26 protein-coding genes are annotated in these 26,659 nt (G+C 67.5%); 20 read left to right on the top strand and 6 right to left on the bottom strand.

All coding sequences use genetic code 11. The features are described from left to right. Positions 1–36 precede the first annotated feature (36 nt). Genes HNR28_RS07190 through hydA form a run of 5 tightly spaced genes read right to left on the bottom strand, consistent with a single transcriptional unit; the run spans position 37 to position 4,551 of the window. Complete coding sequence (locus HNR28_RS07190) at positions 37–717, bottom strand: amino acid ABC transporter permease (protein ID WP_151024338.1); 681 nt, start codon at positions 715–717, stop codon at positions 37–39. A gap of 12 nt (positions 718–729) precedes the next feature. Continuing rightward, complete coding sequence (locus tag HNR28_RS07185; RefSeq protein WP_151024337.1) at positions 730–1,407, bottom strand: amino acid ABC transporter permease; 678 nt, start codon at positions 1,405–1,407, stop codon at positions 730–732. Positions 1,408–1,416: 9 nt separating this feature from the next. After that, complete coding sequence (locus HNR28_RS07180; RefSeq protein WP_280528021.1) at positions 1,417–2,205, bottom strand: amino acid ABC transporter ATP-binding protein; 789 nt, start codon at positions 2,203–2,205, stop codon at positions 1,417–1,419. Between the two features lie 10 nt (positions 2,206–2,215). Beyond that, on the bottom strand, positions 2,216–3,070 hold the full coding sequence (locus tag HNR28_RS07175; RefSeq protein ID WP_151024336.1) for a transporter substrate-binding domain-containing protein: 855 nt from the start codon (positions 3,068–3,070) through the stop codon (positions 2,216–2,218). A 26-nt stretch (positions 3,071–3,096) separates the two neighbouring features. Continuing rightward, positions 3,097–4,551, bottom strand: a complete 1,455-nt coding sequence (gene hydA, locus HNR28_RS07170) for a dihydropyrimidinase (protein WP_151024335.1) — start codon at positions 4,549–4,551, stop codon at positions 3,097–3,099. Between the two features lie 389 nt (positions 4,552–4,940). Between hydA and HNR28_RS07165 the strand changes: the two genes are divergently transcribed. The 12 genes from HNR28_RS07165 to cydC all read left to right on the top strand — a co-directional run bounded on the left by HNR28_RS07165 (position 4,941) and on the right by cydC (position 20,250). After that, on the top strand, positions 4,941–6,191 hold the full coding sequence (locus tag HNR28_RS07165; protein WP_151024334.1) for a D-amino acid dehydrogenase: 1,251 nt from the start codon (positions 4,941–4,943) through the stop codon (positions 6,189–6,191). A gap of 37 nt (positions 6,192–6,228) precedes the next feature. After that, on the top strand, positions 6,229–6,858 hold the full coding sequence (locus HNR28_RS07160; RefSeq protein WP_151024333.1) for a YqaA family protein: 630 nt from the start codon (positions 6,229–6,231) through the stop codon (positions 6,856–6,858). 170 nt (positions 6,859–7,028) lie between these two features. Continuing rightward, positions 7,029–7,706, top strand: coding sequence for a CsgG/HfaB family protein (locus HNR28_RS07155; RefSeq protein ID WP_151024332.1), 678 nt, complete (start codon positions 7,029–7,031; stop codon positions 7,704–7,706). Positions 7,707–7,714: 8 nt separating this feature from the next. Further along, positions 7,715–8,224 (top strand): DUF4810 domain-containing protein, encoded by a 510-nt coding sequence (locus HNR28_RS07150; protein ID WP_244978215.1) that lies wholly within the window; start codon positions 7,715–7,717, stop codon positions 8,222–8,224. After that, positions 8,224–8,880, top strand: coding sequence for a DUF799 domain-containing protein (locus tag HNR28_RS07145; RefSeq protein WP_151024331.1), 657 nt, complete (start codon positions 8,224–8,226; stop codon positions 8,878–8,880). Before HNR28_RS07150 ends, HNR28_RS07145 begins: the two co-directional genes overlap by 1 nt. Positions 8,881–9,166: 286 nt before the next feature. Continuing rightward, a complete protein-coding gene (locus HNR28_RS07140; protein ID WP_151024330.1) occupies positions 9,167–13,099 on the top strand; it encodes a DUF3683 domain-containing protein in 3,933 nt (1,310 codons plus the stop codon). Between the two features lie 162 nt (positions 13,100–13,261). Continuing rightward, positions 13,262–13,825 (top strand): GbsR/MarR family transcriptional regulator, encoded by a 564-nt coding sequence (locus HNR28_RS07135; protein WP_151024329.1) that lies wholly within the window; start codon positions 13,262–13,264, stop codon positions 13,823–13,825. Next, on the top strand, positions 13,822–15,399 hold the full coding sequence (locus HNR28_RS07130; RefSeq protein WP_151024328.1) for a cytochrome ubiquinol oxidase subunit I: 1,578 nt from the start codon (positions 13,822–13,824) through the stop codon (positions 15,397–15,399). Before HNR28_RS07135 ends, HNR28_RS07130 begins: the two co-directional genes overlap by 4 nt. Positions 15,400–15,412: 13 nt before the next feature. Then, complete coding sequence (gene cydB / locus HNR28_RS07125; protein ID WP_151024327.1) at positions 15,413–16,570, top strand: cytochrome d ubiquinol oxidase subunit II; 1,158 nt, start codon at positions 15,413–15,415, stop codon at positions 16,568–16,570. Between the two features lie 10 nt (positions 16,571–16,580). Continuing rightward, entirely contained in the window at positions 16,581–16,709 is a 129-nt protein-coding gene (cydX, locus tag HNR28_RS07120; protein WP_151024326.1) for a cytochrome bd-I oxidase subunit CydX, read from the top strand. Continuing rightward, a complete protein-coding gene (gene cydD / locus HNR28_RS07115; RefSeq protein ID WP_151024325.1) occupies positions 16,706–18,466 on the top strand; it encodes a thiol reductant ABC exporter subunit CydD in 1,761 nt (586 codons plus the stop codon). The genes cydX and cydD overlap by 4 nt, the downstream gene beginning before the upstream one ends. Positions 18,467–18,522: 56 nt before the next feature. Beyond that, complete coding sequence (gene cydC, locus HNR28_RS07110; RefSeq protein ID WP_151024344.1) at positions 18,523–20,250, top strand: thiol reductant ABC exporter subunit CydC; 1,728 nt, start codon at positions 18,523–18,525, stop codon at positions 20,248–20,250. A 17-nt stretch (positions 20,251–20,267) separates the two neighbouring features. Here cydC and HNR28_RS07105 read toward each other — a convergent pair whose 3' ends face one another. Beyond that, positions 20,268–20,822, bottom strand: a complete 555-nt coding sequence (locus HNR28_RS07105) for an adenine phosphoribosyltransferase (protein WP_151024324.1) — start codon at positions 20,820–20,822, stop codon at positions 20,268–20,270. 111 nt (positions 20,823–20,933) lie between these two features. Here HNR28_RS07105 and HNR28_RS07100 point away from each other — a divergent pair, with 111 nt between their 5' ends. From HNR28_RS07100 to hprK, 8 genes are all read left to right on the top strand, one after another. Next, on the top strand, positions 20,934–21,920 hold the full coding sequence (locus tag HNR28_RS07100; protein WP_151024323.1) for a KpsF/GutQ family sugar-phosphate isomerase: 987 nt from the start codon (positions 20,934–20,936) through the stop codon (positions 21,918–21,920). Further along, positions 21,920–22,522 carry a KdsC family phosphatase gene (locus HNR28_RS07095; RefSeq protein ID WP_151024322.1) on the top strand — a complete coding sequence of 201 codons (603 nt, stop codon included), beginning with the start codon at positions 21,920–21,922 and terminating at the stop codon, positions 22,520–22,522. The genes HNR28_RS07100 and HNR28_RS07095 overlap by 1 nt, the downstream gene beginning before the upstream one ends. Further along, positions 22,519–23,136 (top strand): LPS export ABC transporter periplasmic protein LptC, encoded by a 618-nt coding sequence (gene lptC, locus HNR28_RS07090; protein WP_151024321.1) that lies wholly within the window; start codon positions 22,519–22,521, stop codon positions 23,134–23,136. Before HNR28_RS07095 ends, lptC begins: the two co-directional genes overlap by 4 nt. After that, the gene (gene lptA / locus HNR28_RS07085) at positions 23,133–23,735 is read left to right on the top strand and encodes a lipopolysaccharide transport periplasmic protein LptA (protein ID WP_043680116.1); all 603 of its coding nucleotides are present in this window, start codon (positions 23,133–23,135) and stop codon (positions 23,733–23,735) included. Before lptC ends, lptA begins: the two co-directional genes overlap by 4 nt. Before the next feature lie 5 nt (positions 23,736–23,740). Further along, entirely contained in the window at positions 23,741–24,529 is a 789-nt protein-coding gene (lptB, locus tag HNR28_RS07080; protein WP_043680113.1) for an LPS export ABC transporter ATP-binding protein, read from the top strand. 227 nt (positions 24,530–24,756) lie between these two features. Continuing rightward, entirely contained in the window at positions 24,757–25,080 is a 324-nt protein-coding gene (gene hpf, locus HNR28_RS07075) for a ribosome hibernation-promoting factor, HPF/YfiA family (protein ID WP_043680110.1), read from the top strand. A 104-nt stretch (positions 25,081–25,184) separates the two neighbouring features. After that, a complete protein-coding gene (locus HNR28_RS07070) occupies positions 25,185–25,682 on the top strand; it encodes a PTS sugar transporter subunit IIA (protein WP_052356026.1) in 498 nt (165 codons plus the stop codon). Next, complete coding sequence (hprK, locus tag HNR28_RS07065; protein WP_151024320.1) at positions 25,654–26,592, top strand: HPr(Ser) kinase/phosphatase; 939 nt, start codon at positions 25,654–25,656, stop codon at positions 26,590–26,592. Before HNR28_RS07070 ends, hprK begins: the two co-directional genes overlap by 29 nt. Positions 26,593–26,659: the final 67 nt, after the last annotated feature.

Raw genomic sequence — 26,659 nt, 5'->3', positions numbered from 1 at the left:
GATGGCGGGTTCGCGCAAAACCGGTGCGCCTCCGCCTCAATGGCTCGCTGCCGCGAGCTTGCGTTGCTCCAGCCGGCCCAGGTAACGCACGATGGGCAACAGAATGATCAAATAGAGGATCGCCGCCAGCACCAGCGGCGAAGGGTTGTACATCAGCGCCTGGGCGTTGCGGGCCAGATACAGCATCTCGGGCAAGGATACGGCGCTGGCCAACGTGGTGAGCTTCACCACCTCGAGCGCATTGCTGATCAGATCGGGCATCACCGCCCGCGTGGCCTGGGGAATCTGCACGTGGACCAGTGCCTGCGCCCTCGACAGCCCCGTGGACCGGGCGGCTTCCATCTGCCCCTTGGGCACGCTTTCCAGGCCGGCGCGAAAGACTTCGCCAAAATAGGCGCTGGTGTTCAAAGTGAAGCACAAGGCCACGGCCACCAGCTTGGGCATGTCCAGATTCAGGAAGGGCAAGCCGAAATAGATGAAGATCAGCAGCACCAGCGGCGGCAGGGAGCGGAAGATGTCGATGTATACCATCAGCGCCACCCGCAGGCCGCGGCAGCGCAGTTCTTGATGCATGACGGCGGCCATCAGGCCAAAGAACAGTCCCAGCGGGATCACCAGCGCCGACAACAGCACCGTCATCCATAAGCCTTCGAGCAGATAGGGGGCGACTTCCTGGTAGATGTCCAGGTTGAAGAAATTGTGAATGATTTCCTGCACGACGGACCCCTCCTAGTTTTTCCAGCGGAAGCGACGTTCCAGCAGGCGGCTGCCCACCACGATCGGCACGAAGATGACCAGGCAGCCCAGGGCCCCCAGGGTAAGCGGCGTGGCGTTGCCCAGGGTGCTGCTGGCCGTCTGGGAATTGTTCAGCACCTCGCTCAGTCCCACGATGGCGCCCAAGGCCGTGGCCTTGGTAATGGCGATCACTCGATTGGTCAGCGGTGGCACGGCCAGCTTGCAGGCCTGGGGGACGACGACGTAGAGCATGGATTGGAACCAGCTCATGCCCGTGGACCGGGCGGCCTCGGCCTGCCCCCTGGGAATGGACTGGATGCCGGCCCAGAAGATTTCCTCGGCAAAGGCGGTGAGCACCAGAGACAACGCAAGCCACGTGGCAAAAAAGGCCGACATCGACAGCCCGACGTACGGAAAGGCGAAGAACAGCACCATCAGCACCACCAGCGGCGGCATGGCTCGCATGACGTCGGCGAAGGCGATGATGCAAACATTGAGAACCCGCGAGTGCAGCGCGCGCACGAAGGCCAGCACCAGCCCCGCGGCCAATCCAGTGAGCGTGATGAGCACACCCAGCTGCACCGTGACCCACATCCCATGCAACACGGGATCGAAAGCCTGGCGGGCCACGTCCAGGTTGAAGAAGGCAAAGCGCAAGGCGGCGAGATCCATGGAACGGCCTCAATAGTTGTGCGATACGCTGGACAGGAACGCCTTGGTGCGTTCATGCCTCGGATTGCCGAAGACCTCTTTGGGCGACCCCTGCTCGATGATGCTGCCACCATCCATGAACACCACCCGATCGGCGGCCGCCATGGCGAAGCTCATCTCATGAGACACCACGACCATGGTCATGCCTCCCGCCTTGAGGTCTTTCATGACCTTCAGCACGCTGCCCACCAGTTCGGGGTCGAGCGCGCTGGTGGGCTCGTCGAACAACACGATCCTGGGGTGCAGCGCCAGGGCACGGGCGATGCCCACGCGCTGCTGCTGCCCCCCCGAGAGCTGGTCCGGGTAAAAATCCGCACGGTGAGCCAGACCCACCCGCTCCAAGGCTTCCCGAGCCCGCGACTCGGCCTCGGCCCTGGGCAACTTCTGCACCTTGCGCAGCGCCAGGGCAACATTGGACAGCACGCTCATGTGCCGATACAGATTGAAGTGCTGGAAGACCATGCCGATCTTCTGGCGAATGCGGTTCAAGTCGGCACGCGGCGCGGTGATTTCCTCGCCGTCCACGATGATGGACCCGGACGAGCTTTCCTCCAGGCGATTGCAGCAGCGCAGCAGGCTGCTCTTGCCGGATCCGGACGGCCCGATGATGAAGACCATTTCACCGGCCTGCACATCCAGGTCCACGCCCTTGAGCACCTCGTTATGGCCATACTGCTTGTGCAGGCCTTTGATCCGCAGGATGGGCTCCGCCTGCGCGGCGGTGGCCGGCGTCGCGGCTATCTCGGTCGCCATGTTCATGATGGGATCCTCAGGATTGGCAGCGATACTGGGCCGGGGCGGGATCATAGCCCGGCAGGCCCGGCACGCCTTGACCCGGCTCGATCACGACGGCGGCCGCGTCCGGTCCCGGTTCGGTGCCCAGCCACTTCTTGACCAGGCCCGCCACCACGCCCTTTTTCTTCAGGCACTTCAGTGCATTGGACAGGCGGTCACGCCCCTTCACGTCGTTCTTGCGAAAAACCAGCGCAAACACCTTGCCGGAACGGATGGTATAGCTGGTCTGCAGCATGGGGTTCTTCTTGGCGGCCCAGGGGCCGGAAATATTGTCGATCAGGGCCGCATCGGCCAAGCCCGAAAGCACCGCCTGAATGGCATCGGCCGTGGTGCTGAACACCTGATACTTGAAGCCGTACCGCTTTTCATTTTCCTTGGCCCAGGCCTCATAAGCCGAACCGCTGTTCACGGTGATGGTCTTTCCACGAAGCTGCTCCAGATCGGTGACGGGCTGGACGTTCTTTTTCTGGACGAAGGTGTAGTCGGTATTGAAATAGCCCTCGGAAAACAATAGCGTCTGGGCCCGCTGTTCGGTGGCGGTGGTGGGGGCCAGCACAAAATCGTACTTGCCGGCGTTCAGGGCGGGAATGATGGCGGAAAACTGCGAAGGTTCGATCTTGATCGTAATGCCCATTTCCTTGGCCAGCGCATTGCCCAGATCCACATTGAAGCCCTCCAGCCCCCCCTTGAGGTTTTGCATGGCCATGGGGGCGAAGGTGGGATCGACCCCCGTCGTCAGCGTTTCAGCCGCCGCCGGGCCGATCTGCAACGCCATGGCGCTGCCGGCCGCGGCCACGAGGAAGAAAAATTTCTTGTTCGATGTCGACATGTCTTGTCTCCTGGAAAATAGGGGGGTCAGGCCGCAAAGAGCTTCTTGACGACCAGACCCTGCCGAATGGCTTTCTTGTTGCGCGTGATGGGAGCGGGCTCGCCGCAGGGCAGATATTGCCCATCGCCCGCTCGGGCCCGCAGTTCGCCATGCTCGACGACAGCCCGGCCACGGTTGAAGACGGCCAGGGGCCAGCCGATGACCTCGCGGCCTTCGTAGGGGGTATAGCCCACGTTATCGTGCAGCATGTCCCAGCACACGGTCTTGCTCAGCTCGGGATCCCACACGGCGAAGTCCGCATCGCTGCCCACACGGATCACGCCCTTGCGGGGATACAGCCCATACATGACGGCATGATTGGTCGCTGTCAGGTTCACGAACTGCTCGATGCTCATGCGGCCGGTGCGAACGCCTTCGGAAAACAGCAGCGGCATGCGCAACTCGATCCCCGGCAAACCGTTGGCCATTTGCTTGAACGTGGTGGCATCGCCTCGCGGCAGCTTGCCGGTTTCATCGAAACGATACGGAGCGTGATCCGACGAAAACACCTGCAGCGTACCGTTCAGCAAGCCTTCCCAGACAGCCTGCTGTGATTGCGGATCTCGCGGCGGCGGACTGCAACAGAATTTGGCGCCCTCCACCCCGGGCTTGTCGATATCGTCCGCGGTGAGAAACAGATACTGCGGGCAGCTTTCGGCATAGATGGGCGCGCCCATGACCTGAGCGGCATGGATCACCCGAACAGCCTCCAGGCCCGCCACGTGCACGATCAAAAGCGGCACGCTCATGAGGCGCGACAAGGCGATGGCGCGATTAGTGGCCTCGCTTTCCGCCAGCGGATCATGCGCCACGGCATGATATTTCGGATGCACGCGGCCTTCGCTGAGCAGCCGGCGCGTGATCCAGCGGATGATGTCGTTGTTCTCGCAATGGACCATCACCATGGCGCCGTAGCGGTCGGCGGCATGCAGCACATCCAGCAGTTGAAAATCATCCAGCTTCCAGGATTCATAGGTCATGTAGACCTTGAAGGAAGTGATGCCTCCGGCGATCACATCGGGCAGATGCTCCGTCAGTGTCTTTTCGGACGGGTCGGACAAAATGAGATGAAAGGCATAATCGATCACTGATTTTTCACGTGCCAGATGCGCATAGTCCCGAACCACTTCCAGCAGGTCGTCGCCTTGGCGCTGCGCGGCAAAAGGAATGATGGTGGTCGTGCCGCCAAAAGCGGCCGAGCGCGACGCGGTATAAAAATCGTCCGCCGTCATCACCCCCATGCCCGAGAGCTGCTCGATATGACAATGACTGTCGATACCCCCGGGCAGCACGTAGCGCCCCCGGACATCCACATCCTTGGCACCGGCGGAAAGGCCTGTTTGCAAGGCCTTGATGACGCCATCCTTTACGCCGATGTCCAATTGCGCCAGACCCTCTTCCGTGCAGACCAGGCCATTGCGCAAAGTCAGATCGAATTCCATGGTGCCGTCTCCCGTAAGCCCGGCACGGACCTCCAAAGCAGGAACGCAGCCGGATGCCAAAATACTAAGCGCGATACCCACCGGCTGCGAGTACCTTTTTATGGGCCCTCCATAAAGCATTGTTATATTGGAGTAAACCCTAGCCATGAAGCCGGGCCGCATCGAAATCCTCAAGGCCGCCCGCCAGGCCGGCGCGCCCATGCAGGCCACCGCCGATCCGAAGCCAGCCTGAATTGATCCGACCATCCGGCAGCGGACCGTTGCATGGTTCGCCACTGCCGCCCATTACCTTTTGGTTATGGCCGACCCTCATATTGGCATTTGTGCGAAGGTCCGCCAGACCACACAATCTGAGCCATTCCTCCATCTCTTACATTGTGGACAACATCATGCATGTGTGCGTCATCGGCGCTGGCGTCATCGGCGTCACGACAGCGTGGCAACTGGCCCGGCGAGGTCTGCGGGTCACGCTGGTGGATGGGGCCGCGTACCCCGCCAGCAGCGCCAGCCACGCCAACGGCGGGCAGCTCAGCTACAGCTACGTCGCGCCATTGGCCGGACCCGGCGTGCTCCCCACCCTGCCCTTCTGGCTGCTCAATCCGAGCTCGCCGCTGCGCTTCCGCCCACGGGCCGATCCCCGGCAATGGCGCTGGTGCCTGCAGTTCCTGCGCGCCTGCAACGCCCGGACGGCATCGGCCACGACGGCCCAATTGCTCAGCCTGTCGTACCTCAGCAGGCAAGTGCTGCATGGCATCCAGGAGAACACGCCCCTGGATTTCGCCCATGTCCGCAACGGCAAGCTGATCGTTTACCGCACGCCTTCCCTGCTGGAAAAAGCCCGCAGGCAAGTGGCCCTGCAGGCGGATCTGGGATCCGATCAGCAGGTACTGGACACCGAACGGCTGATCGAACGGGAACCCGCCCTGGCACCCGCCCGATCGCGCCTGGCCGGCGCGGTGTACACATCCAGCGAAGAATCCGGGGACTGCGCCCGGTTCACGCAGGCGCTGTTCGACAGACTGGCGGCCATGAACGAGGTGTCGCTGCGCATGGGAGTCTCCGTACGGCGGCTGGACCGCCATGGATCCCGTCTCGAGCGGCTAGTCACGGCCTCCGGCGAATCCATCGAGGCGGATCAGTTCGTGCTGGCCGCCGGCCTGGAAAGCCGCGACCTGCTGGCCGCCCTAGGCACCCGCGCGCCGCTGTATCCGCTGAAAGGCTACAGCCTGAGCCTGCCCTGCCGCGAGACACAGGTCCCCGCCATCAGCGTCACCGACTACGAACGGCGCACCGTCTACGCCAAGCTGGGCGACACCCTGCGCATCGCCGCCATGGTCGGCATCGGCATGCCCGGCCAGCAAATCGAAGCCGACCGGATCGCCCTGATCAAGCGCCAGGCCCTGGAACTGCTGCCCCAGGCGGATCTGGCCGGCGCCCAGGCATGGGCCGGACAGCGTCCCGCCACTCCGGACGGCAAACCCCGGATCGGCCGCAGCCGGGCCGCCGACAACCTGTGGCTGAACATCGGCCATGGCGCCCTGGGTTTCACCCTGGCCTGCGGCAGCGGCGATCTGCTGGCCAGCCTGATGGCCGGAGAACCGCCCGCCATCGACCCGGCGCCGTTCCTGCCCGACTGCTGACCACGGTACGGGGGCATCGGGCTACACTTCCCCCACCATGGAAGCCTGGCTGCAATCCTCGATCCATACCCTGCTGGTCCTGTTCGCGCTGCCCAGGATCGGACTGCCCGCGATCTTCGTCATCAGCCTGGTGTCGGCCACTTTGCTGCCGCTGGGATCGGAACCGGCCGTCTTCGCCTACGTGCAGATCGCGCCCGCCATGTTCTGGCCCGCCGTCCTGGTCGCCACCGCCGGCAACACGACGGGCGGCGCGATCAGCTACGCCATGGGCGCGGGCGCGGAGGCCGCCTGGCACCGCTGGCGCGCCCGGCAGGCCGCCAGCCACGATGACCCGCCGGCATCGCCGGCCGGAGCCACCGCCCCGGCCGGCGCGGCGGCGAATCCCGTCATCCCGCCCCGCACGCATGCGGCGGACCCGGCCAGCACCCCCTCGCCCGGCGGCCGCTGGCACGCCCAGATCACCCGCTGGTTCCACCGCTTCGGCCCGCCCGCGCTGCTGCTGTCCTGGCTGCCCGTCGTCGGCGACCCGCTGTGCGCCGTGGCCGGCTGGCTGCGCCTGCCCTTCTGGCCCTGCGTCGCCTACATGGCCATCGGCAAGTTCCTGCGCTACGCCGTCATGACGATCGCCCTGCTGCATGCCTGGCCGCGGGTGAGCGGGTGGCTTTGAAACGGAGCGGCTGCCCTCGCCTCGTGCCCCGACCTCATGCCCTTCGACACACAACAGGTATTTGTATATAACTGTTTCATTATGTATATAATCTGCTGCTTTCAGGACCGTTCTCCCACTTCGGGGATCGCCCTCCCAACATCCGGACACTGTCGAAAGGAAGCAGCCTCATGCAACGCCCTCTGGCCACCCTCGCATGCATCACCGTCCTGAGCGCCGCGCTTGCGGGCTGCGCCACCGAACATTCCCAGGCCCTTCAAGTTCCCGCCGTGGCCTCGGCCGGCACCGCCTACCATGGGGAACGCAGCCCGATCTCGGTCGGCAAATTCGACAATCGCAGCAGTTACCTCAGGGGGGTCTTCTCGGACGGGGTGGACCGCCTCGGCGGGCAGGCCAAGACCATCCTGATCAGCCATTTGCAGCGCACCGGCAGGTTCCAGGTCATGGACCGCGAGAATCTCAACGAACTCTCCCAGGAAGCCCAGTTCAGTAAAAAGGCCCTCGCCATCAAAGGGGCCCGCTACGTCGTGACGGGGGACGTCACCGCATTCGGCCGCAAGGTCACCGGAGACAAACAGCTCTTCGGATTGCTGGGGCGAGGCAAAGAGCAAGTGGCCTATGCCAAGGTCGATCTGAACGTCGTCGATGCGACGACGTCCGAAGTTGTTTACTCCACCTCCGGCGCAGGGGAATACAGCCTGTCCAATAGGGAAATCGTCGGTTTCGGAGGCACGGCGGGCTACGACTCGACACTGAACGGAAAAGTGCTCGATCTGGCCATCCGGGAGGCCGTCGATCGCCTGGTCGAGGGAGTCCAGTCGGGCGCCTGGCAGCCCCAGACGAAATGAGGCACTCCATGCGCCAATCACGCCAATGCCGGCAGGCTTGCCAGCGTCCGGCCCGCAATGGATCGCTGCCCTTCCGCCTTGCCGGGATGGGCCTCCTGATCGGGCTGTTGTCCGCCTGCGCATCGCGCCAGCCCCCGCTCTACAACTGGGAAACCTATCAACCGCAGGTCCGCGCCTACTTCCAGGATGAAGGCGGCGACGCGGAAGCCCAGGCCCTGGCCATGGAACACAACATCGAAACCGCGCGCGCGGCCAATCAGGCCTTGCCGCCCGGCTTCCATGCGCATCTGGGACTGCTGTATCTGAAAATCGGCAAGGACGACCACGCGCTCGAGCAGATCGAAAGTGAAAAGGCGGCCTTTCCTGAATCGGCTCCCTTCATGGACTTCCTGCTGCGCAACACGTCACGCGCGTCAACGCCGGGCGAGGCCGATCCATCCGGCCCGCAACCCGAAGTCTCCGCCCCTTCATCCTCAACGTCGGCAAAGCACGGCAATTCCGGCACAGGAAAATCGTGATGACCTCCATCAGAACCCTGAAGCATATCGGCGCGGCGCTGCTGGCCTTCACGCTGGCAGGATGCGCCGCCAACCGGAACCAGCTCGACTATTCCGCGTTCCGTGAAAGCCGGCCCGCCTCGATCCTGGTGCTGCCTCCCCTGAATGAAACCGTCGAGGTGGATGCCTCGCAGGGGGTTCTGGCGCAAGCCACTCTTCCCCTGGCCGAATCGGGGTACTACGTCATCCCGGTCGCAGTCATGGAAGAAACGTTCCGCCAGAACGGCCTCACCGCGCCAGCGGAAATCCAGGAGTTGCCCGCGGCGAAATTGCGCGAAATATTCGGCGCCGATGCAGCGCTCTACATGCGCGTCAAGAAATATGGCGCATCCTACGCGGTCCTCTCCAGTTCGGTTGCCGTCGCAATCGAGGCTTCGCTGATCGATCTGCGCTCAGGCGCCGTCCTTTGGGAAGGGCGCAAGGAAGTGGCCGAAAGCAGCGGTAGCGGCGGAGGACTCATTGGCATGCTCGTCAATGCCGTCGTCAGCCAGATCGTCAATACGCTGTCAGACCGCAGCTACGTCGTGGCCGGCGCAGCCAGCCAGTCCCTGCTGTTCGCCGGCCAACCCGGCGGCATCCTCTACGGTCCCCGCTCGCCCAAGCACGAACTGCAATGATCTGACTCCGCCCCCGGCAGCCGCCCGGGCTGGCGGACTTGTTCCATGCCATCGGGCACACCCTGTTTTCTATAGATGAACACCTGATTTCCAGAGATCCTGAATCAGCCCTCGAAGTCCAGCATGAAAGCCCCTTGTCCCGTCTCAACGGCCCCTTGGATACTTCCGTCGCCCCCTCCCCCTCATCACCTCCCGATATAAGCTCATCCCGAATCGAGGGCGTTTTGCCTTTACACTAAGCGATTGCCCCTCCGGCCATCAGGGGCACAGACTCCTCGACATCTTCATGAACGCCCCTGTCGCCCGCGAACTGCTCGCATCCCCCCAGGCGCCGCGCCTGCGTGAAATCCCCTACAACTACACTTCCTGGTCGGACCGCGAAATCGTCTGCCGGCTGCTGGGCGAGGAATCCTGGCGGCTGCTGTCCGAACTGCGCTCGCAGCGGCGCACCGGCCGCTCGGCCCGGATGCTGTTCGAGGTGCTGGGCGACATCTGGGTGGTGCTGCGCAACCCCTACCTGCAGGACGACCTGCTGGACGACCCCAAGCGCCGCCACCTGCTGATCGAGGCGCTGAACCACCGGCTGGCCGAGATCGACCACCGGCGCGACGACGATCACGGCCCGCGCGACGCCCAGGTGCAGAAGCTGCTGGCGGCCGCCCGCACCGCCGTCGCCGACTTCGAGGCCCGCTTCGTGGAAACGGCCGAACTGCGCCACGCGGCCCTGAAGAAGCTGTCCCGCCTGACCCGCCGCGACAACATCCGCTTCGACGGCCTGTCGCGCGTCTCGCACGTCACCGACGCCACCGACTGGCGCGTGGAATACCCCTTCGTCGTGCTGATGCCCGACACCGAGGACGAGATCGCCGCCCTGGTGCGCGCCTGTATCCGCCTGGGCCTGACCATCATCCCGCGCGGCGGCGGCACCGGCTACACCGGCGGCGCCATCCCGCTGAGCTGGCGCTCGGTGGTCATCAACACCGAGAAGCTCGACGCCATCGGGCCGGTCGAGGCGGTCGCCCTGCCGGGGGTCGAGGCCCCCGTCCACACCGTCCTGACCGGCGCCGGCGTGGTGACGCGCCGCGTGGCCGAGGCCGCCGAGGCCGCCGGGCGCGTCTTCGCCGTGGACCCGACCTCGGCCGACGCCTCCTGCGTGGGCGGCAACGTCGCCATGAACGCCGGCGGCAAGAAGGCCGTGCTCTGGGGCACGGCGCTGGACAACCTCGCCTGGTGGCGCATGGTGGATCCCCAGGGCCACTGGCTGGAAGTCACCCGGCTGGACCACAACCTGGGCAAGATCCACGAGGTGGACGAGGCCCGCTTCGAGCTGAAATGGTTCGACGGCGCGAAACGCCCCGGACAGGCGCTGCTGAAGACCGAGATCCTCGTCATCGAAGGCCGGCGCTTCCGCAAGGCCGGGCTGGGCAAGGACGTCACCGACAAGTTCCTCGCCGGCCTGCCCGGCGTGCAGAAGGAAGGCTGCGACGGCCTGATCACGGCCGCGCGCTGGATCCTGCACCGCATGCCGACGCACACGCGCACCGTCTGCATGGAATTCTTCGGCCAGGCGCGCCAGGCCGTGCCGTCCATCGTCGAGGTCAAGGACTACCTGGACACCCGGGGCCGCGCCCAGGGCGTGCTGCTGGCCGGCCTGGAGCACCTGGACGAGCGCTACCTGCGCGCCGTCGGCTACGCCACCAAGAGCAAGCGCGGCACCCTGCCCAAGATGGTCCTGATCGGCGACATCGTGGGCGACGACGAGCACGCCGTGGCCCTGGCCGCCAGCGAGGTCGTGCGCATCGCCAACTCGCGCCACGGCGAAGGCTTCATCGCCGCCAGCCCCGAGGCGCGCAAGAAATTCTGGCTGGACCGCGCCCGCACCGCCGCCATCGCGCGCCACACCAACGCCTTCAAGATCAACGAGGACGTGGTCATCCCGCTGGCGCGCATGGGCGAATACACCGACGCCATCGAGCGCATCAACATCGAGCTGTCCACGCGCAACAAGCTGCGCCTGGCCGACGCCCTGCAGGACTACCTGGACGGCGACCTGCCGACCGGCAAGGCCGAGGATCCCGACGACGCCGAGCACACGCGCGACACCATCCTGTCCGCCCGCCGCCGCGACGCCCTGGACACCCTGGCCGCCGTGCGCCGCCGCTGGGCCTGGCTGCTGGATCACCTGGACGCCCCGCTGGCCGGCAGCCTGGACACCCTGGCCGGCCTCGGCCTGGGCGAGCGCCGGCCCGAACTGGAAGAGCGCCTGGCCGCCCAGCCGGACGCGCGCATCGTCGACCTGGTGCAGGACCACACCCTGCGCATTTCCTGGAAGACCGACATCCGCGCCGCCATGGAGCGCCATTTCGCCGGCGCCGAATGCGCCGCGATCCTGGCCGGACTGCAGGCCACCCACGACCGCATCCTGAAAAGCCGCGTCTTCGTCGCCCTGCACATGCACGCCGGCGACGGCAACGTCCACACCAACATCCCCGTCAACTCCGACGACTACGAGATGCTGCGCGAGGCCAACGACGCCGTGGCCCGCATCATGGGCATCGCCCGCGACCTGGACGGCGTGATCTCGGGCGAGCACGGCATCGGCCTGACGAAATACGAGTTCCTCAGCGAGGCCGAACTGGCGCCCTTCCAGGACTACAAGCGCCGCATCGACCCGGAAGGCCGCTTCAACGCCGGCAAGCTGATGCCCGGCGCCGACCTGACGCGCGCCTGGACGCCCAGCTTCAACCTGCTGGGCTACGAGTCGCTCATCATGCAGCGCACCGAGATCGGCGCCATCTCCAACGCCATCAAGGACTGCCTGCGCTGCGGCAAGTGCAAGCCCGTCTGCGCCACCCACGTGCCGCGCGCCAACCTGCTCTATTCCCCGCGCAACAAGATCCTGGCGACCTCGCTGCTGATCGAGGCCTTCCTGTACGAGGAACAGACCCGGCGCGGCGTCAGCATCCGCCACTGGGAGGAATTCGAGGACGTCGGCGACCACTGCACGCTGTGCCACAAGTGCTTCAACCCCTGTCCGGTGGACATCGACTTCGGCAACGTGTCCATGGACATGCGCGCCCTGCTGCGCCGCATGGGCAAGAAGTCCTTCAATCCGGGCACGGCCGCGTCGATGTTCTTCCTCAACGCGAAGGATCCGCGCGTCATCAAGGCCACCCGTGCCGCCATGATCGGCATGGGCTACAAGGCCCAGCGCCTGGCCCACGACCTGCTGGCGCCGGTGGCCAGGCGCCAGGTGGCCCATCCCCCGGCCACCGTGGGCAAGGCCCCGGTGCGCGAACAGGTGATCCACTTCGTCAACAAGAAGATGCCCGGCGGCCTGCCCAAGCAGACCGCCCGCAAGCTGCTGGACATCGAGGACCCGCACATCATCCCGATCATCCGCAACCCGGCCGCCACGGCGCCGGACAGCGAGGCCGTGTTCTATTTCCCGGGTTGCGGCTCCGAGCGCCTGTTCTCGCAGGTGGGCCTGGCGACCCAGGCCATGCTGTGGCACGTGGGCGTGCAGACCGTGCTGCCGCCCGGCTACCTGTGCTGCGGCTACCCGCAGCGCGGCAACGGCCTGGCCGACAAGGCCGAGCAGATGGTCACGGACAACCGCGTGCTGTTCCACCGCATGGCCACGACGCTGAACTACCTGGACATCAAGACGGTGGTGGTGAGCTGCGGCACCTGCTACGACCAGCTCGAAAGCTACCAGTTCGACAAGATATTCCCCGGCTGCCGGCTGATCGACATCCACGAGTACCTGCTGGAAAAGGGCGTGGACATCGCCGGCGTGCAGGGCGTGCGCTACATCTACCACGACCCCTGCCACACGCCCATGAAGCAGCAGGATCCGATGAAGACGGTGAAATCCCTGCTGGGCGCGGGCAACGCCATCAAGACCGACCGCTGCTGCGGCGAATCCGGCACGCTGGCGGTCTCGCGGCCCGACGTCTCCACCCAGATCCGCTTCCGCAAGCAGGAAGAACTGGCGAAGAACACCGCCGCCATCCGCGCCGACGGCTTCCAGGGCGAAGTGAAGATGGTGACGTCCTGTCCGTCCTGCCTGCAGGGCCTGGCGCGCTACGAGCAGGACACCGGCCTGTCGGCCGACTACATCGTGGTCGAGATGGCCCGGCACCTGCTGGGCGAGAACTGGATGCCGGACTACGTGAAGGCCGCCAACGCGGGGGGCATCGAGCGGGTGCTGGTGTAGCGGAGCACCACGGCCATTTCGCCGCGGGGCCCGGGCCCCGGGCCAGCCCTGCCCGGTAACCCCATTCTTTGAAGGGGCATTGGCAAACGATCAAAATTGATCTAAATTTGTTTTGCTTTGAATTTTCAGAAAATACTGAAATTACAGAAACAAGCAAACGCCATGCGCCTCTCTTCTCAATCCGAGCGCTTCATCCTGCACTTCGGCGAAATGGGCAGCCGCTGGGGCGTGAACCGCACCGTCGGCCAGATCTACGCCCTCCTGTTCATCGCGCCCCAGCCCCTGCATGCGGACGAAATCGCCGAAACACTAAAATTTTCCCGATCCAACGTCAGCATGGGGCTCAAGGAGCTGCAATCCTGGCGCCTGGTGCGCCAGGCGAACCGCGTCGGCGATCGGCGCGATTACTACGAATCGCTGGGCGACGTCTGGGAAATCTTTCGCGTCCTCATGGAGGAAAAACGCAGGCGGGAGATCGACCCGACCCTCAGCCTGCTGCGCGACATGCTGATCGAGGCGCCCAAAGGCGAGGCCGAGGCCCACGCCCGCCAGCGCATGCGGGCCATGCTGGAGCTGATCGAGCTGTCCACCGGCTGGTTCGACGAAATCCAGCGCCTGCCGCCGGAAACCCTGCAAAACCTGATGCGGCTCGGCGCCCGGGTCCAGAAGGTGCTCGATTTCGCCGGCAAGCTCCGCAGTCCCACATCCTCGGGGGATCCATCATGATCGACTTCGACGTCGTCAACCTGTCGCGGTTCCAGTTCGCCGCCACCGCCCTGTACCACTTCCTGTTCGTGCCGCTCACGCTGGGCCTGTCCTTCCTGCTGGCGATCATGGAAAGCGTCTACGTCATGACCGGCCGCGCGATCTGGAAGCGCATGACGATGTTCTGGGGCTCGCTGTTCGGCATCAATTTCGCGCTCGGCGTGGCCACCGGCATCGTGATGGAATTCCAGTTCGGCATGAACTGGTCCTACTACAGCCACTACGTCGGCGACATCTTCGGCGCGCCGCTGGCCATCGAAGGCCTCATGGCCTTCTTCCTCGAGGCCACGTTCGTCGGCCTGTTCTTCTTCGGCTGGGACAGGCTGTCCAGGCTCGGCCACCTCGCCGTGACCTGGCTGGTCGCGCTGGGCACGAACCTTTCCGCCCTGTGGATCCTGATCGCCAATGGCTGGATGCAGAATCCCGTCGGCGCGGTGTTCAACCCGGACACCATGCGCATGGAAATGACCGACTTCGCCGCCGTGATCTTCAACCCCGTGGCCCAGGCCAAGTTCGTGCATACCGTCAGCGCCGGCTACACCGCGGGCGCCATGTTCGTCATGGCGATCAGCGCCTGGTACCTGCTGCGCAAGCGCCACATCGACCTGGCCAAGCGCTCGATGGTCGTGGCCGCCAGCTTCGGCCTGGCCGCCTCGCTGTCCGTGGTGGTCCTGGGCGACGAGAGCGGCTACCTGACCACCGAGCATCAGAAAATGAAGATCGCGGCCATGGAATCCATGTGGCAGACCGAGCCGCCGCCGGCCAACTTCAACCTGATCGCCATACCCGACCAGGCGGCACGCAAGAACGATTTCGCCCTGGAGATCCCCTACCTGATGGGCATCATCGGCACACGCTCGCTCACCACACCCATGCCGGGCATCAACGAGCTGGTCCGGCACGCCGAGACGCGGGTGCGCAACGGCATCGACGCCTACGAGACCCTGCGCCACATCCGCGCCCACCCGGACGACCAGGCCGCCCGCAAGCGCTTCGATGAAATCTGGCCCGATCTCGGCTATGGGCTGCTGCTCAAGCGCTACACACAGGACCTCTCCAAGGCGACGGACGACCAGATCCATCAGGCGGCGCTCGATACCGTCCCGAACGTGACGCCCCTGTTCTGGACGTTCCGCATCATGGTGGCCGTCGGCTTCTATCTGATCCTGTTCTTCGCCGCCGCCTTCCTGCTCGCCTCGCGCGGGCGCCTGGACGGCAGTTCCCGGCTGCTGAGGATCGCGCTCTGGAGCCTGCCCCTGCCCTGGGTGGCCATCGAATGCGGCTGGTTCGTGGCCGAATACGGCCGCCAGCCCTGGGTCATCGAAGGCGTGCTGCCGACCTACTACGCGGCCTCCGGCCTGACGCTCACGGATCTGGCCATCAGCCTGGCGGTCTTCCTGGCGCTGTACACCGCATTGCTGGTGATCGGCGTGAAGGTCATGCTGCATGCCGTCCGGAAGGGCCCCGGGGATGCGGGCGATCCCCTGGATCCGGCGGCTTCCGGCATGGCCGGACGGCTCCCCCTGCAGACTTGAACGGGAGATGGCAATGGAAACCTTGATTCCTCTGGACTATGGCACGCTGCGCGTGATCTGGTGGGCCCTGCTGGGCGCCCTGCTGATCGGCTTCGCGGTCATGGACGGCTTCGATCTGGGCGTGGCCGCGCTGCTGCCCCTCGTCGCGCGCACCGATGCCGAGCGGCGCGTGGCGCTGAACCTCGTCGGTCCGGTCTGGGAAGGCAACCAGGTCTGGCTGATCACGGCGGGCGGGGCCATCTTCGCCGCCTGGCCGCTCCTGTATGCGGCATCCTTCTCGGGCTTCTACCTCGCCATGATGCTGGCGCTGCTGGCGCTGATCCTGCGGCCCGTCGGCTTCAAGTACCGCAGCAAGCTCGCAAGCCCGCGCTGGCGCGGCAACTGGGACGCCGCGCTATGCTTTTCGGGCACCGTCGCCGCACTGGTGTTCGGCGTGGCCATGGGCAACGTGATCCTGGGCGTGCCCGCCAGCTTCGACCCGGACACCATGCGCCCCGTCTACACGGGCCATTTCTTCCAGCTGTTCACGCCCTTCGCTCTGCTCGCCGGCATCCTGAGCGTCACACTGGTGGCCATGCACGGCGCCGTGCTGCTGGCCTGGCGCACGGAAGGCATGGTGGCGGTCCGGGCGCGCCGCTGGGGCACGGCGGCGGCCCTGCTGTCGATCGTGCTGTTCGTGATCGGAGGCTTCTGGGTGGCCTACGGCATCCAGGGCCATGCCATCACCAGCTTCACCGATCCCGCCGCGCCCTCCAACCCGCTTGCCAAGAGCGTCGCGCTCCAGACCGGCGGCTGGATGTGCAATTTCACGATCTGGCCCGCGATGTGGCTCGCCCCGGCCGCCGGCGTGGGCGGGGCGCTGCTCACGGCCCTGCGGCTGCGCGGCGGCAAGGCCGGCCCCCTGGCGTTCCTGGCCTCGTCCGCCTCGTTCGCCGGCGTGATCCTGACGGCGGGCTTCGCGCTGTTCCCCTTCATCCTGCCCTCATCGAGCCAGCCCGCCGCCGGGCTGACCATCTGGGATGCCTCATCCAGCCGCCTGACCCTGTGGATCATGCTGCTCGTGACGCTGCTCCTGCTGCCCATCGTCACCGCCTATACCGCCTGGGTCTACCGCGTGATGCGGGGCAAGGTCACGGCGGAATCGGTCGGCACTTCCCCCCACGCCTATTGAGGAACCGGACATGTGGTATTTTTCATGGATTCTCGGCCTGGGCCTGGCCTGCGCGTTCGGCATCCTGAACGCCATGTGGTTTGAACTGCGCGAAGGCCATGCGCACGCGCCGCCCTCGGATTCCGCGGACGCCGAGTGAACGATCGCTCCAGCCTGGAGTACGACCCGGCCATTCTCCAGCCCGCGACGCCGGCCCAGGCCCGATGGCTGCGGGATCTGGCGGGCCTGGCCCGGGTCCCGCTGGCCCTGGCCTCGGCGGCCCCCCTGCTGGCCGGCGGCCTGCTGATCCTCCAGTCCTGGCTGCTGGCGCACGTCCTGGAGGCCGGCTTCGTCCAGGGGGCCGAGCGCGGCGCCCTGCTGCGGCCGCTCGCCGCGATCGCCGCGCTGATCCTGCTCCGCGCGGCTCTGGCCTGGATGGCGGAGCGGGCGGGCGCCCTGGCCGCCGAGCGCGTCAAGCACGCCGTCCGCCGGACGCTGATGCGCACCCTGCTGGCGGCCGGTCCCGCATGGACGCGGCGCCAGGCATCCGGCGAACTGGCGGGCGCGGTCGTCGAGCAGACCGAGGCCCTGGACGGCTATTTTTCCCGCTACCTGCCGTCCATGGCGGCCGCCGTCGTGCTGCCGATCGCGTTTTCGCTCGTCATCCTGCCCGTCGACCTCGTCGCCGGCCTCCTGCTGCTGACGACCGCCCCGCTGATTCCGCTCTTCATGGCCCTGGTCGGCTGGGGCGCGGAGGCCGCCAGCCGGCGCCACCTGCGGACTTTCGCCCGCCTGTCGGGCTTCTTCGCCGACCGGCTGCGCGGCCTGTCCACCCTGAAACTGCATGGCCGCGCGCAGGCCGAAGCCGAAGCGGTCGCCCAGGCCAGCGACACGCTGCGCGCCCGCACCCTGGCCGTCCTGCGCATCGCATTCCTGTCTTCCGCCGTGCTGGAGTTCTTCGCCGCGCTCGGCGTGGCGGGCGTCGCCGTCTACATCGGCCTGAGCTACCTGGGCTACCTGGATCTGCGCGGACAGGCCCTGTCCCTCCAGGCGGGGTTCTTCTGCCTGCTGATGGCGCCGGAGGTCTATGCGCCCCTGCGGCAGTTCGCCGCCCACTATCATGACCGCGCGGCCGCGCGCGCCGCCGTCGCCCAGATCGAAGCGTCCTTCGATTCCCTGCCGGCCATCGACACCCCTCCGCAGGAGCGGCCGGCCGCTTCACCCGGAGCGCGGCACCGGGGCGCGCGCGAGGCCGCCATCTCCGTGCACGCCGGCCCATTGCGGCTGAGCCTGCCGGAACGGCCCAGGCCCATCCTGGACGGCCTGTCGTTGTCGATCCAGGCGGGCGAGCACGTCGCCCTGCTGGGCGGCAGCGGCGCCGGCAAGACGACCCTGCTCGAAGTCCTGGCGCGGCTCCAGACCGCCGAAGGCCCCCTGATGCTCGACGGACGCCCCCTGGCCGAATGGCCGGAGGAACGCCTGCGCGATCGGGTCGTCCTGATCGGCCAGCGCCCTTTCCTGCTCCAGGGATCGATCGCCGACAACATCCGGCTCGGGCGCCCCGACGCAAGCCCCGCGGAGATCGCCAACGCGGCGCGAAGGGCCTGCGTGACCTCGTTCGCCGCGCATTTGCCGCACGGCCTGGACAGCAGGATCGACCCGCGCGGACACGGCCTGTCCGGCGGCCAGGCGCAGCGCGTCGCCCTGGCCCGCCTGTACCTGCGCGACCCCGGCCTCATCCTGCTCGACGAACCCACCGCGCATCTGGACGACGACACACGCGAAACGGTGCTGGACGGCCTCCTGTCCTTCGCACGCGGGCGCACCTTGCTGCTGGTCACGCACTCGCCTTCGGTCGCGCGGCGACTGACCCGCCGCATCCGGCTCTCGAACGGCCTCGTCGAGGCGGCGGCATGAACCCGCCGGACCGCCCCGGACGCGGGTCCACGGACGCGCGGCAAGGCGACCGCCCGATGGGCCGCGGGCGCCTTCTGCGCCAGATCTACCGGCGCCATTGGCCAAGCCTGGCCGCCACCGTCGCCCTGGCCCTGCTGACCGCGGCGGCCGGCGCGGGCCTGCTGGGCGTCGCCGGCTGGTTCCTGACCGGCGCGGCCCTGGCCGGAGCCGCCTCGGCAAGCGCGGCCCAGACCTTCAATCTGTTCGCGCCATCGGCGCTGGTGCGCGGATTCTCGTTCATCCGCATCGGTGCCCGCTATGCGGAACGTCTGGCCGGCCATACGGTCACATTGCACCTGCTCGCGGAACTGCGCGGCACGCTTTTCCGCGCACTGGCCCGGTTGTCGCCACGCCAGCTGGCCCGTTATCGCTCGGGCGACCTGGTGGCGCGCCTGACGTCGGACGTCGATGCGCTCGACACCCTGTTCCTGACCCTGATGGCGCCCCTGCTCAGCGCCCTGCTGGCCGGTCTGGCCATGACGGCAATCCTGGCATGGCAACTGCCGGCGGCCGCCGGCGCCGTCGCCGCTGCTTTTCTCGCGGCCTGCCTGCTGGTCCCGGCCCTCCTGCTGTACCAGGCCCGAGCGCCCGGCCAGGCCATACAGGACAGCGCGGCCCAATTGCGAACGGCGGTCCAGGAAGCCACCGAAGGCCATGCGGACATTCTTTCCCTGGCGCTCTCGGCGCCCGTCCTGCGGCATTTCGACCAGTCCTGCCGCCGGGCCGCCCGCGCCCGGGGCGTCCAGGCCGGCCTGGGTGCCGGCGGCCAGAGCCTGATCCACGCCGCCACCGGCGCCGCCCTGCTGGCCATCCTGTGGGCCGGCCTGGACGCCGTCGCGCGCGGCCCGATGCCGCCCCCCGTGCTGGCCGGGCTGCTGCTGGCCACCCTGGGCCTGTTCGAGACCGCCGGCCCCGTCGTCCGGGGCGCGGCCCGCATGGGCGCGGCGCTCGCGGCGCTGACGCGCATCGAGGCCATCACGGGCGCGGAACCCGATCTGCACGATCCGCCCGCGCCCCGCAAGCTGCCGGCGGCGGGCGCCCTGCAGGTTCGGGGCCTGCGCTATGCCTACCCGGAGGCTCCGGACAGAGTCGTCCTGGACGGGATCGACCTCGATTTCCCCCCCGGCAGCCGCACCGCCTTGACCGGAGCCAGCGGTTCGGGCAAATCCACCCTGCTTCACCTGCTGCTGCGGCTGGACGATCCCCAGTCGGGCTGCATCCGCTTCGGCGGGATCGACGTGCGCGACTGCGCCCAGCGCGACCTGCATCGCCGCATCGCCCTGCTGGCCCAGGACGCGCCGCTGTTCCTCGGTACGATACGGACCAACCTGCTGATCGGCGATCCGCAGGCCGATGACGATGCCCTGTGGCACGCCCTGGACGCAGCGCGCCTGGGCGGCTTCGTCCGCGGCCTGCCGCACGGCCTGGATACCTGGATCGGGGAAACGGGGGCCGGCCTTTCGGTCGGCCAGGCACGGCGGCTGGCCCTGGCACGGGTGCTATTGTCGCCCGCGGCCGTCCTGCTGCTGGACGAGCCGACCGCGGGCCTGGACGCCGACACGGAGGCGGAGTTCCTGGCCGACCTGCCCCGTGCGACCCGGGGCCGTACCGTCGTGCTGGCTACGCATGCGGCCCTGCCGCCCGGCGCCGTCCAGCACCGTGTTTCGCTGGACGCCTCGTATCCAGGCGTACGAGCGGGGCATGCGACGCCAGGGGAGCCATCCGAACCCGAAAGCCCGGCGTGACGCGGGCGGCCCGGCGGTTATTCCGCGGCGCCCGTCTCGAACGCACAGACCGTATACACCGGCAGGCCCGACTCCCGGACGGCCTTGGAGCCGCCCAGGTCGGGCAGGTCGATGATGGCGGCGGCCTCGGCCACGTTGGCCCCCAGGCGCTGCAGCAGGCGGGACGCCGCCATCATCGTGCCGCCGGTGGCGATCAGGTCGTCGATCAGCAGCACGCGCTGGCCCGGCCGCACCGAATCCGTGTGCATCTCCACCGTCGCGTTGCCGTATTCCAGGGCGTATTCCTCGGCCACCGTGCGGAATGGCAACTTGCCCTGCTTGCGCACCGGCACGAAGCCCAGGTTCAGCTCGTAGGCCAGCACCGAGCCCACGATGAAGCCGCGCGCGTCGATGCCCGCCACCAGGTCCAGGCGCTGGCGCATGTAGCGGTAGACAAACAGGTCGATCAGCACGCGGAACGAGCGCGGGTCCTGCAGGACCGGCGTGATGTCGCGGAACTGCACGCCGGGCTTCGGCCAATCGGGCACGGTGCGGATCGTGTCGCGGATGTACTGGGCCGGATCGGTTTGCATGGCGGGCGTCCTGTGTAGCTGGGCTGGGCGGGGGCGGGGGGGCATGGAGGCGCGCACAGTTTAACAAGCCGCCTCCCTCACCGGGGGGCCCGTTACGCTTAAAATCGCAAGATGCATGCCCATCCCCGACCCAGTCCCGAGGCGATCCGCGCCAGCGCCGACCGCACCTTCGGCATCGAAATCCAGGCCCTGCAGGCCCTGCGCAGCCGCATCGACGCGCGCTTCGCGCAGGCCGTCGGCCTGATCCTGGACTGTCCCGGCCGCGTCGTCGTCACCGGCATCGGCAAGTCCGGCCACGTCGCCCGCAAGATCGCCGCCACCCTGGCATCCACCGGCACGCCCGCCTTCTTCATGCACGCGGCCGAGGCCATCCACGGCGACCTGGGCATGCTCACCGGCCAGGACATCCTGCTGGCCATCTCCTATTCCGGCTCGGCGCAGGAGCTGATCACCATCATTTCCGTGGCCAAGCGCATGGGCACGCGCATCATCGCCCTGACCGGCCACGCCGGCTCCGAACTGGCCCGCAGCGCCGACCTGACGCTGGACGCCGCCGTGGGCCAGGAAGCCTGCCCGCTGAACCTGGCGCCCACCGCCAGCACCACGGCCGCCCTGGTACTGGGCGACGCCATCGCCGTCGCCTGCCTGGAGGCGCGCGGCTTCAACCGCGAGGACTTCGCCCGCTCGCATCCCGGCGGCGCGCTGGGCCGGCGGCTGCTGACCTCCGTGGCCGATGTCATGCGCAGCGGCGCGGCCCTGCCGCGCGTCGCCCCCGACACCCTGATCCCCGACGCCCTGACCGAAATGTCCGACAAGGGCATGGGCATGACCATCGTCCTGGAGGGCGAACGCCCCGTGGGCCTGTTCACCGACGGCGACCTGCGCCGCATGATCGCCCAGCACGGCGACATCCGCGCCCTGCCGGTCTCGGCCGGCATGAGCCGCCACCCGCGCTCGATCCCGGCCGACGCGCCGGCCATCGAGGCCGCCTCCATCATGGACGCGCACAAGCTCAACCAGATGCTGGTGCTGGGCGACGACGGGCTATTATTGGGGGCTCTGCACATGCACGACCTCCTCGCCGCAAAGGTCATCTGATGAACGAACAGCCCGGTTTCTCCCACCCCGCCGAAGCCCAGATCCTGGCCCGCGTCCCGGAAACGGTCCGCAACCGCGCGCGCGCCGTGCGCCTGATGGTGTTCGACGTGGACGGCATCCTGACCGACGGCAGCCTCTGGTACGGCGAGCACGGCGAGGCCGTCAAGCCCTTCAACGCGCTCGACGGCCACGGCCTGCGCCTGCTGCGCGAGCAGGGCATCCGCGTCGCCTGGGTCAGCGGCCGCAAGAGCGCCATCACGGCCCGCCGCGCCGCCGAGCTGGGCATCTCCCCCGCGCTCCAGGGCGTGCGCGACAAGATCACCACGGTCGAGGAACTCGCGCGCGAGGCCGGCCTGTCCCTGCAGGCCGTGGGCTACATGGGCGACGACATCATCGATCTGCCCGTGCTGCAGTGCGTGGGCTTCGCCGCCAGCGTGCCCAACGCTCCCTTCTACGTCGGCCAGGCGGCCCACTGGACCAGCACCCTGCGCGGCGGCGCGGGCGCCGTGCGCGAATGCTGCGACCTGATCCTGGCGGCACAGGGCCGCCTGGGCGCCTGCTTCACCGCCTCGCTGTCCACGCTGGGCGGAGCCATCCAGTGAAGGACCGCCTGCCCAGCCTCGTGGCCGTGCTGCTGCTCGGCCTGCTGGTGCTGGGCACCTGGTGGGCGTCCGACTACGCCCTGCGCTCGATCGAGGTGGACCCGCCCCGGCGCGTGACGCACGAGCGCGATTCCTGGTCGGACCGGTTCGTGATGGTGCGCACCGACGCGGCCGGGCGCGCCATCAACCGCCTCGAAGGCAAGGCCATGGAGCACTTCCCGGACACCGGCGCCTACGAGATCACCGCGCCGCGCGCGGTCGGCCACCAGCCCGACACGCCCATCACCGAAGGCACCGCCGACCACGGCACGGTCGACGAGCACGGCGACCGCATCGTGCTCAACGGCAACGCCCACGTGAAACGCCTGCCCGACGCCGACCACCAGCTGCTCGACGTGCGCAGCACCCAGCTCATCATCGAACCCAACCGCGACCTGGTCCACACCGACCGCCCGGCGCTGGTCGTCAACGGCCATTCCACGTTGCGGGGCACGGGCATGCGCTACGATAATCGCACCCGCCAGCTCACCGTCACGGCGGCCAGCGACGTCAAGATTTCAGGCGAAGACCAGGCTGCCCGCAACGCCGCACCCCAAAAAAACGCACACCCATGAAAATCCCGTCTCCCGCCCTGATCGCATCGGTCGCCGCCTGCGCCCTTTTCCTGGCCGCCCAGGCCGCCGGCGCGCAGAACACGCCCGCGCCCGCCGCGGAAGAACCCGACACGGTGATCCTGTCCGACACCCTGCACTACGACGACGTCAACAAGGTCAGCACCTTCACCGGCAACGTGGTCCTGACCCGCGGCGCGATGACCCTGCGCGGCGACAAGCTCGTCACGCGCGAGGACGCCCAGGGCAACCAGTTCGGCACCGCCACGGCCGCCAAGGGCCAGTTCGTCACCATCCGCCAGGAAAACCCCGAGAAATTCGAGACGCTCATCGCCACCGGCCTGCAGGCCGACTACGCCGGCACGTCGGGCGACATCACCCTCACGGGCCAGGCGACCGTGACGCGCCAGATCTGCGGCGAGACCTTCGACAACGTGCGCGGCGCGCGCATCGTCTACCACCAGAAGTCCGGCACCTACGAGGCGTTCGGCGGGCCGAATTCGGCCGCCGCCGGCGGCCGCGTCCGCTCCCTGGCGCAGCCCCAGTCCCGCATCGACCAGGCCATCGCCCGGTGCAAGGCCAAGCAGGCGGGCCGCCGCTGATCCTCATGCCCGCACACGATTCCCATTCGAGCGCAGCCGACGCCACCCGCGCCTCCGGCAGCCTGCAGGCCATCGGCCTGGGCAAGACCTTCGGCCGCCGGGCCGTCGTCCAGGACGTTTCCCTGTCGGTGGACAGCGGCGAGGTCGTCGGCCTGCTCGGCCCCAACGGCGCCGGCAAGACCACCAGCTTCTACATGATCGTGGGGCTGATCCCGGCCGACACCGGCCGCATCCTGATCGACCACCACGAAGTCACCGGCATCCCCATGCACCGGCGCGCCCGGCTGGGCCTGTCCTACCTGCCCCAGGACGCCTCGGTCTTCCGCCGCCTGACGGTGGAACAGAACATCCGCGCGGTGCTGGAGCTGCAGCGCGACTCGCAGGGCCGCGCCCTCTCGGCCGCCGCCCTGGAAGAACGCCTGGAATCCCTGATCGACGAACTGCAGATCGAGCACATCCGCCGCAACATGGCGATTTCCCTGTCGGGCGGCGAGCGCCGCCGGGTGGAGATCGCCCGCGCCCTGGCCACCCACCCGCGCTTCATCCTGCTGGACGAGCCCTTCGCCGGGGTGGATCCGATCGCGGTGATCGAAATCCAGCGCATCGTGCAGTTCCTGAAAGGCCGCAACATCGGCGTGCTGATCACCGACCACAACGTGCGGGAAACCCTGGGGATCTGCGACCGCGCCTACATCATCAGCGAAGGCCGCGTCCTGACCAGCGGCCACCCCAGCGAGATCGTGGACAACGAGGCCGTGCGCCAGGTGTATCTGGGGAAGAATTTCCGCATGTGAGCGTGCGGGGGATTTTGCCGGAACTGCGCAATCCCCCGCCGCATGGCCCGTGGCGGACTGTTCCGCGCACCAGCCGATCCCGCCATCTTACACCGGAAGAGGGCCCTTGATGTGGCGGGGGCAATGGGTACACTGGACCTGTCATCGAACTGTCAGAAAAGGAGGCCAATCCCGTCCGCACCCGGTTCCCCCGGAACCCTCCCCGTCTTTCCGCAAGGAGTCTGCATATGAGCCTGACAATCACCGGTCGCAATCTGGAAATCACCCCGGCCATCCGCGAATACGTCCAAACCAAGACGGCACGCGTGCTGCGGCACTTCGATCAGGTCATCGACACCCAGGTCATGCTCTCGATCGAGCCCCTCAAGCACACCGCCGAAATCACCATGCGCCTGCGTGGCAAGGACCTGCACTGCGAAGCCTCGGATGACAACCTGTACGCGGCCATCGATCTGCTGGTCGACAAGGCCGACCGCCAGGTCATCAAGTACAAGACCAAGGCTCAGAACCACGTCCACGAACCCCCGAAGCGCCAGGAAATCCCCGCCTGACGGCGGCTGGCAGGGCCGCCTTCCCCGGCCCGGATGAGCACATGGCCTCGAGACGACCGTCCGGGGCCATATTGTTTGCGGCCCATTTACCTATAATGGACGCCATGAATCTCACTGCCCGCATCCTGCCGCCCGACAACATCGTCCTGGACCTGGCTGCCACCAGCAAGAAGCGTGCCTTCGAGCACGCCGGCCTGCTGTTTGAAAACCATCAGGGCGTCGCCCGCACGGCGGTGTTCCACAGCCTGCTGGCGCGCGAACGGCTCGGCTCGACGGCGCTGGGCCACGAGGTCGCCATCCCCCACGGGCGGCTCAAGGACCTGCGCGAGCCCCACGCTGCCTTCGTCCGGCTCGCAGAACCCGTCCGCTTCGACGCCAACGACGGCCGCACCGCGCGGCTGCTGTTCTTCCTGCTGATACCGGAAACCGCCACCCAGGCCCACCTGGACCTGCTGGCCGGCATCGCCCGCCTGATGTCCGACGCCGGCATCCGCCAGACCCTGACGCAGTCCACGGACCCTCGGGAAGTCCACCAACTCATCCTGACTGGCGCGAGCGCCCCGGCCCCTGAACATGCTGACCATCCAAGAGCTGATTCGTGACAACGCCGAGAAGATCGCCTTCTCGTGGGTCTCGGGCAAGGAAGCCGCCGCGCATCGCCTGATTTCCGACACCGGCGGCGCCGCCGCCGACCTGATCGGCCACCTGAACCTGATCCACCCGGGCCGCATCCAGGTCTTCGGCGCCGAGGAAATGTCCTACTACACGCGGCTCGAACCGCGCCGGCGCCTGCACCACCTGGACGACCTGGTGGCCGGCGGCGTCCCGGCCATCGTCCTGGCGTCCGGCACGCGGGCGCCCGACGATCTGCGGGCCTACTGCCTGGACCACGACATCCCGCTGCTGGCGACGCCCATCGACGCCGCCCTGCTGATCGACCTGCTGCGCATCTACCTGGGCAAGCGGATGGCGCCCAAGACCACGGTCCATGGCGTCTTCATGGACGTGCTGGGCCTGGGCGTGCTGATCACCGGCGAATCGGGCCTGGGCAAGAGCGAGCTGGCCCTGGAGCTGATTTCCCGCGGCCACGGGCTGGTGGCCGACGACGCCGTCGAACTCTCGCGCACCGCGCCCAACTTCGTCGAGGGCCAGTGCCCGCCCCTGCTGCAGAACCTGCTGGAAGTCCGCGGCCTGGGCCTGCTGGACATCCGCACGATCTTCGGCGAGACCTCGGTGCGGCGCAAGATGAAGATCAAGCTCATCGTGCACCTGGTGCGCATGACCCCGGAAACCTTCGAGCGCCTGCCGACCCAGGACGAATACCAGGACATCCTGGGCATCCCGATCCGCCGCGTGATGCTGCAGGTCGCGGCGGGCCGCAACCTGGCCGTGCTGGTCGAGGCCGCCGTGCGCAACACCATCCTCAGCCTGCGCGGCATCGACACCATGGGCGACTTCATCGAACGCCAGGCGCTGGCCATCATGGAAAGCTCCCGGGAGGCGCGGACGTGAGCGCGCGCCCGGGCCCCTGCCCCGCCGCCCGGGGCGCAGCCGGGCGAGGCTTCCTTCCACCGCGGCC

Origin of the sequence: Castellaniella defragrans (assembly GCF_014203015.1) — a bacterium.
GTDB lineage: Bacteria > Pseudomonadota > Gammaproteobacteria > Burkholderiales > Burkholderiaceae_B > Castellaniella > Castellaniella defragrans.
This window is presented reverse-complemented; position numbering and strand designations above follow the sequence as displayed.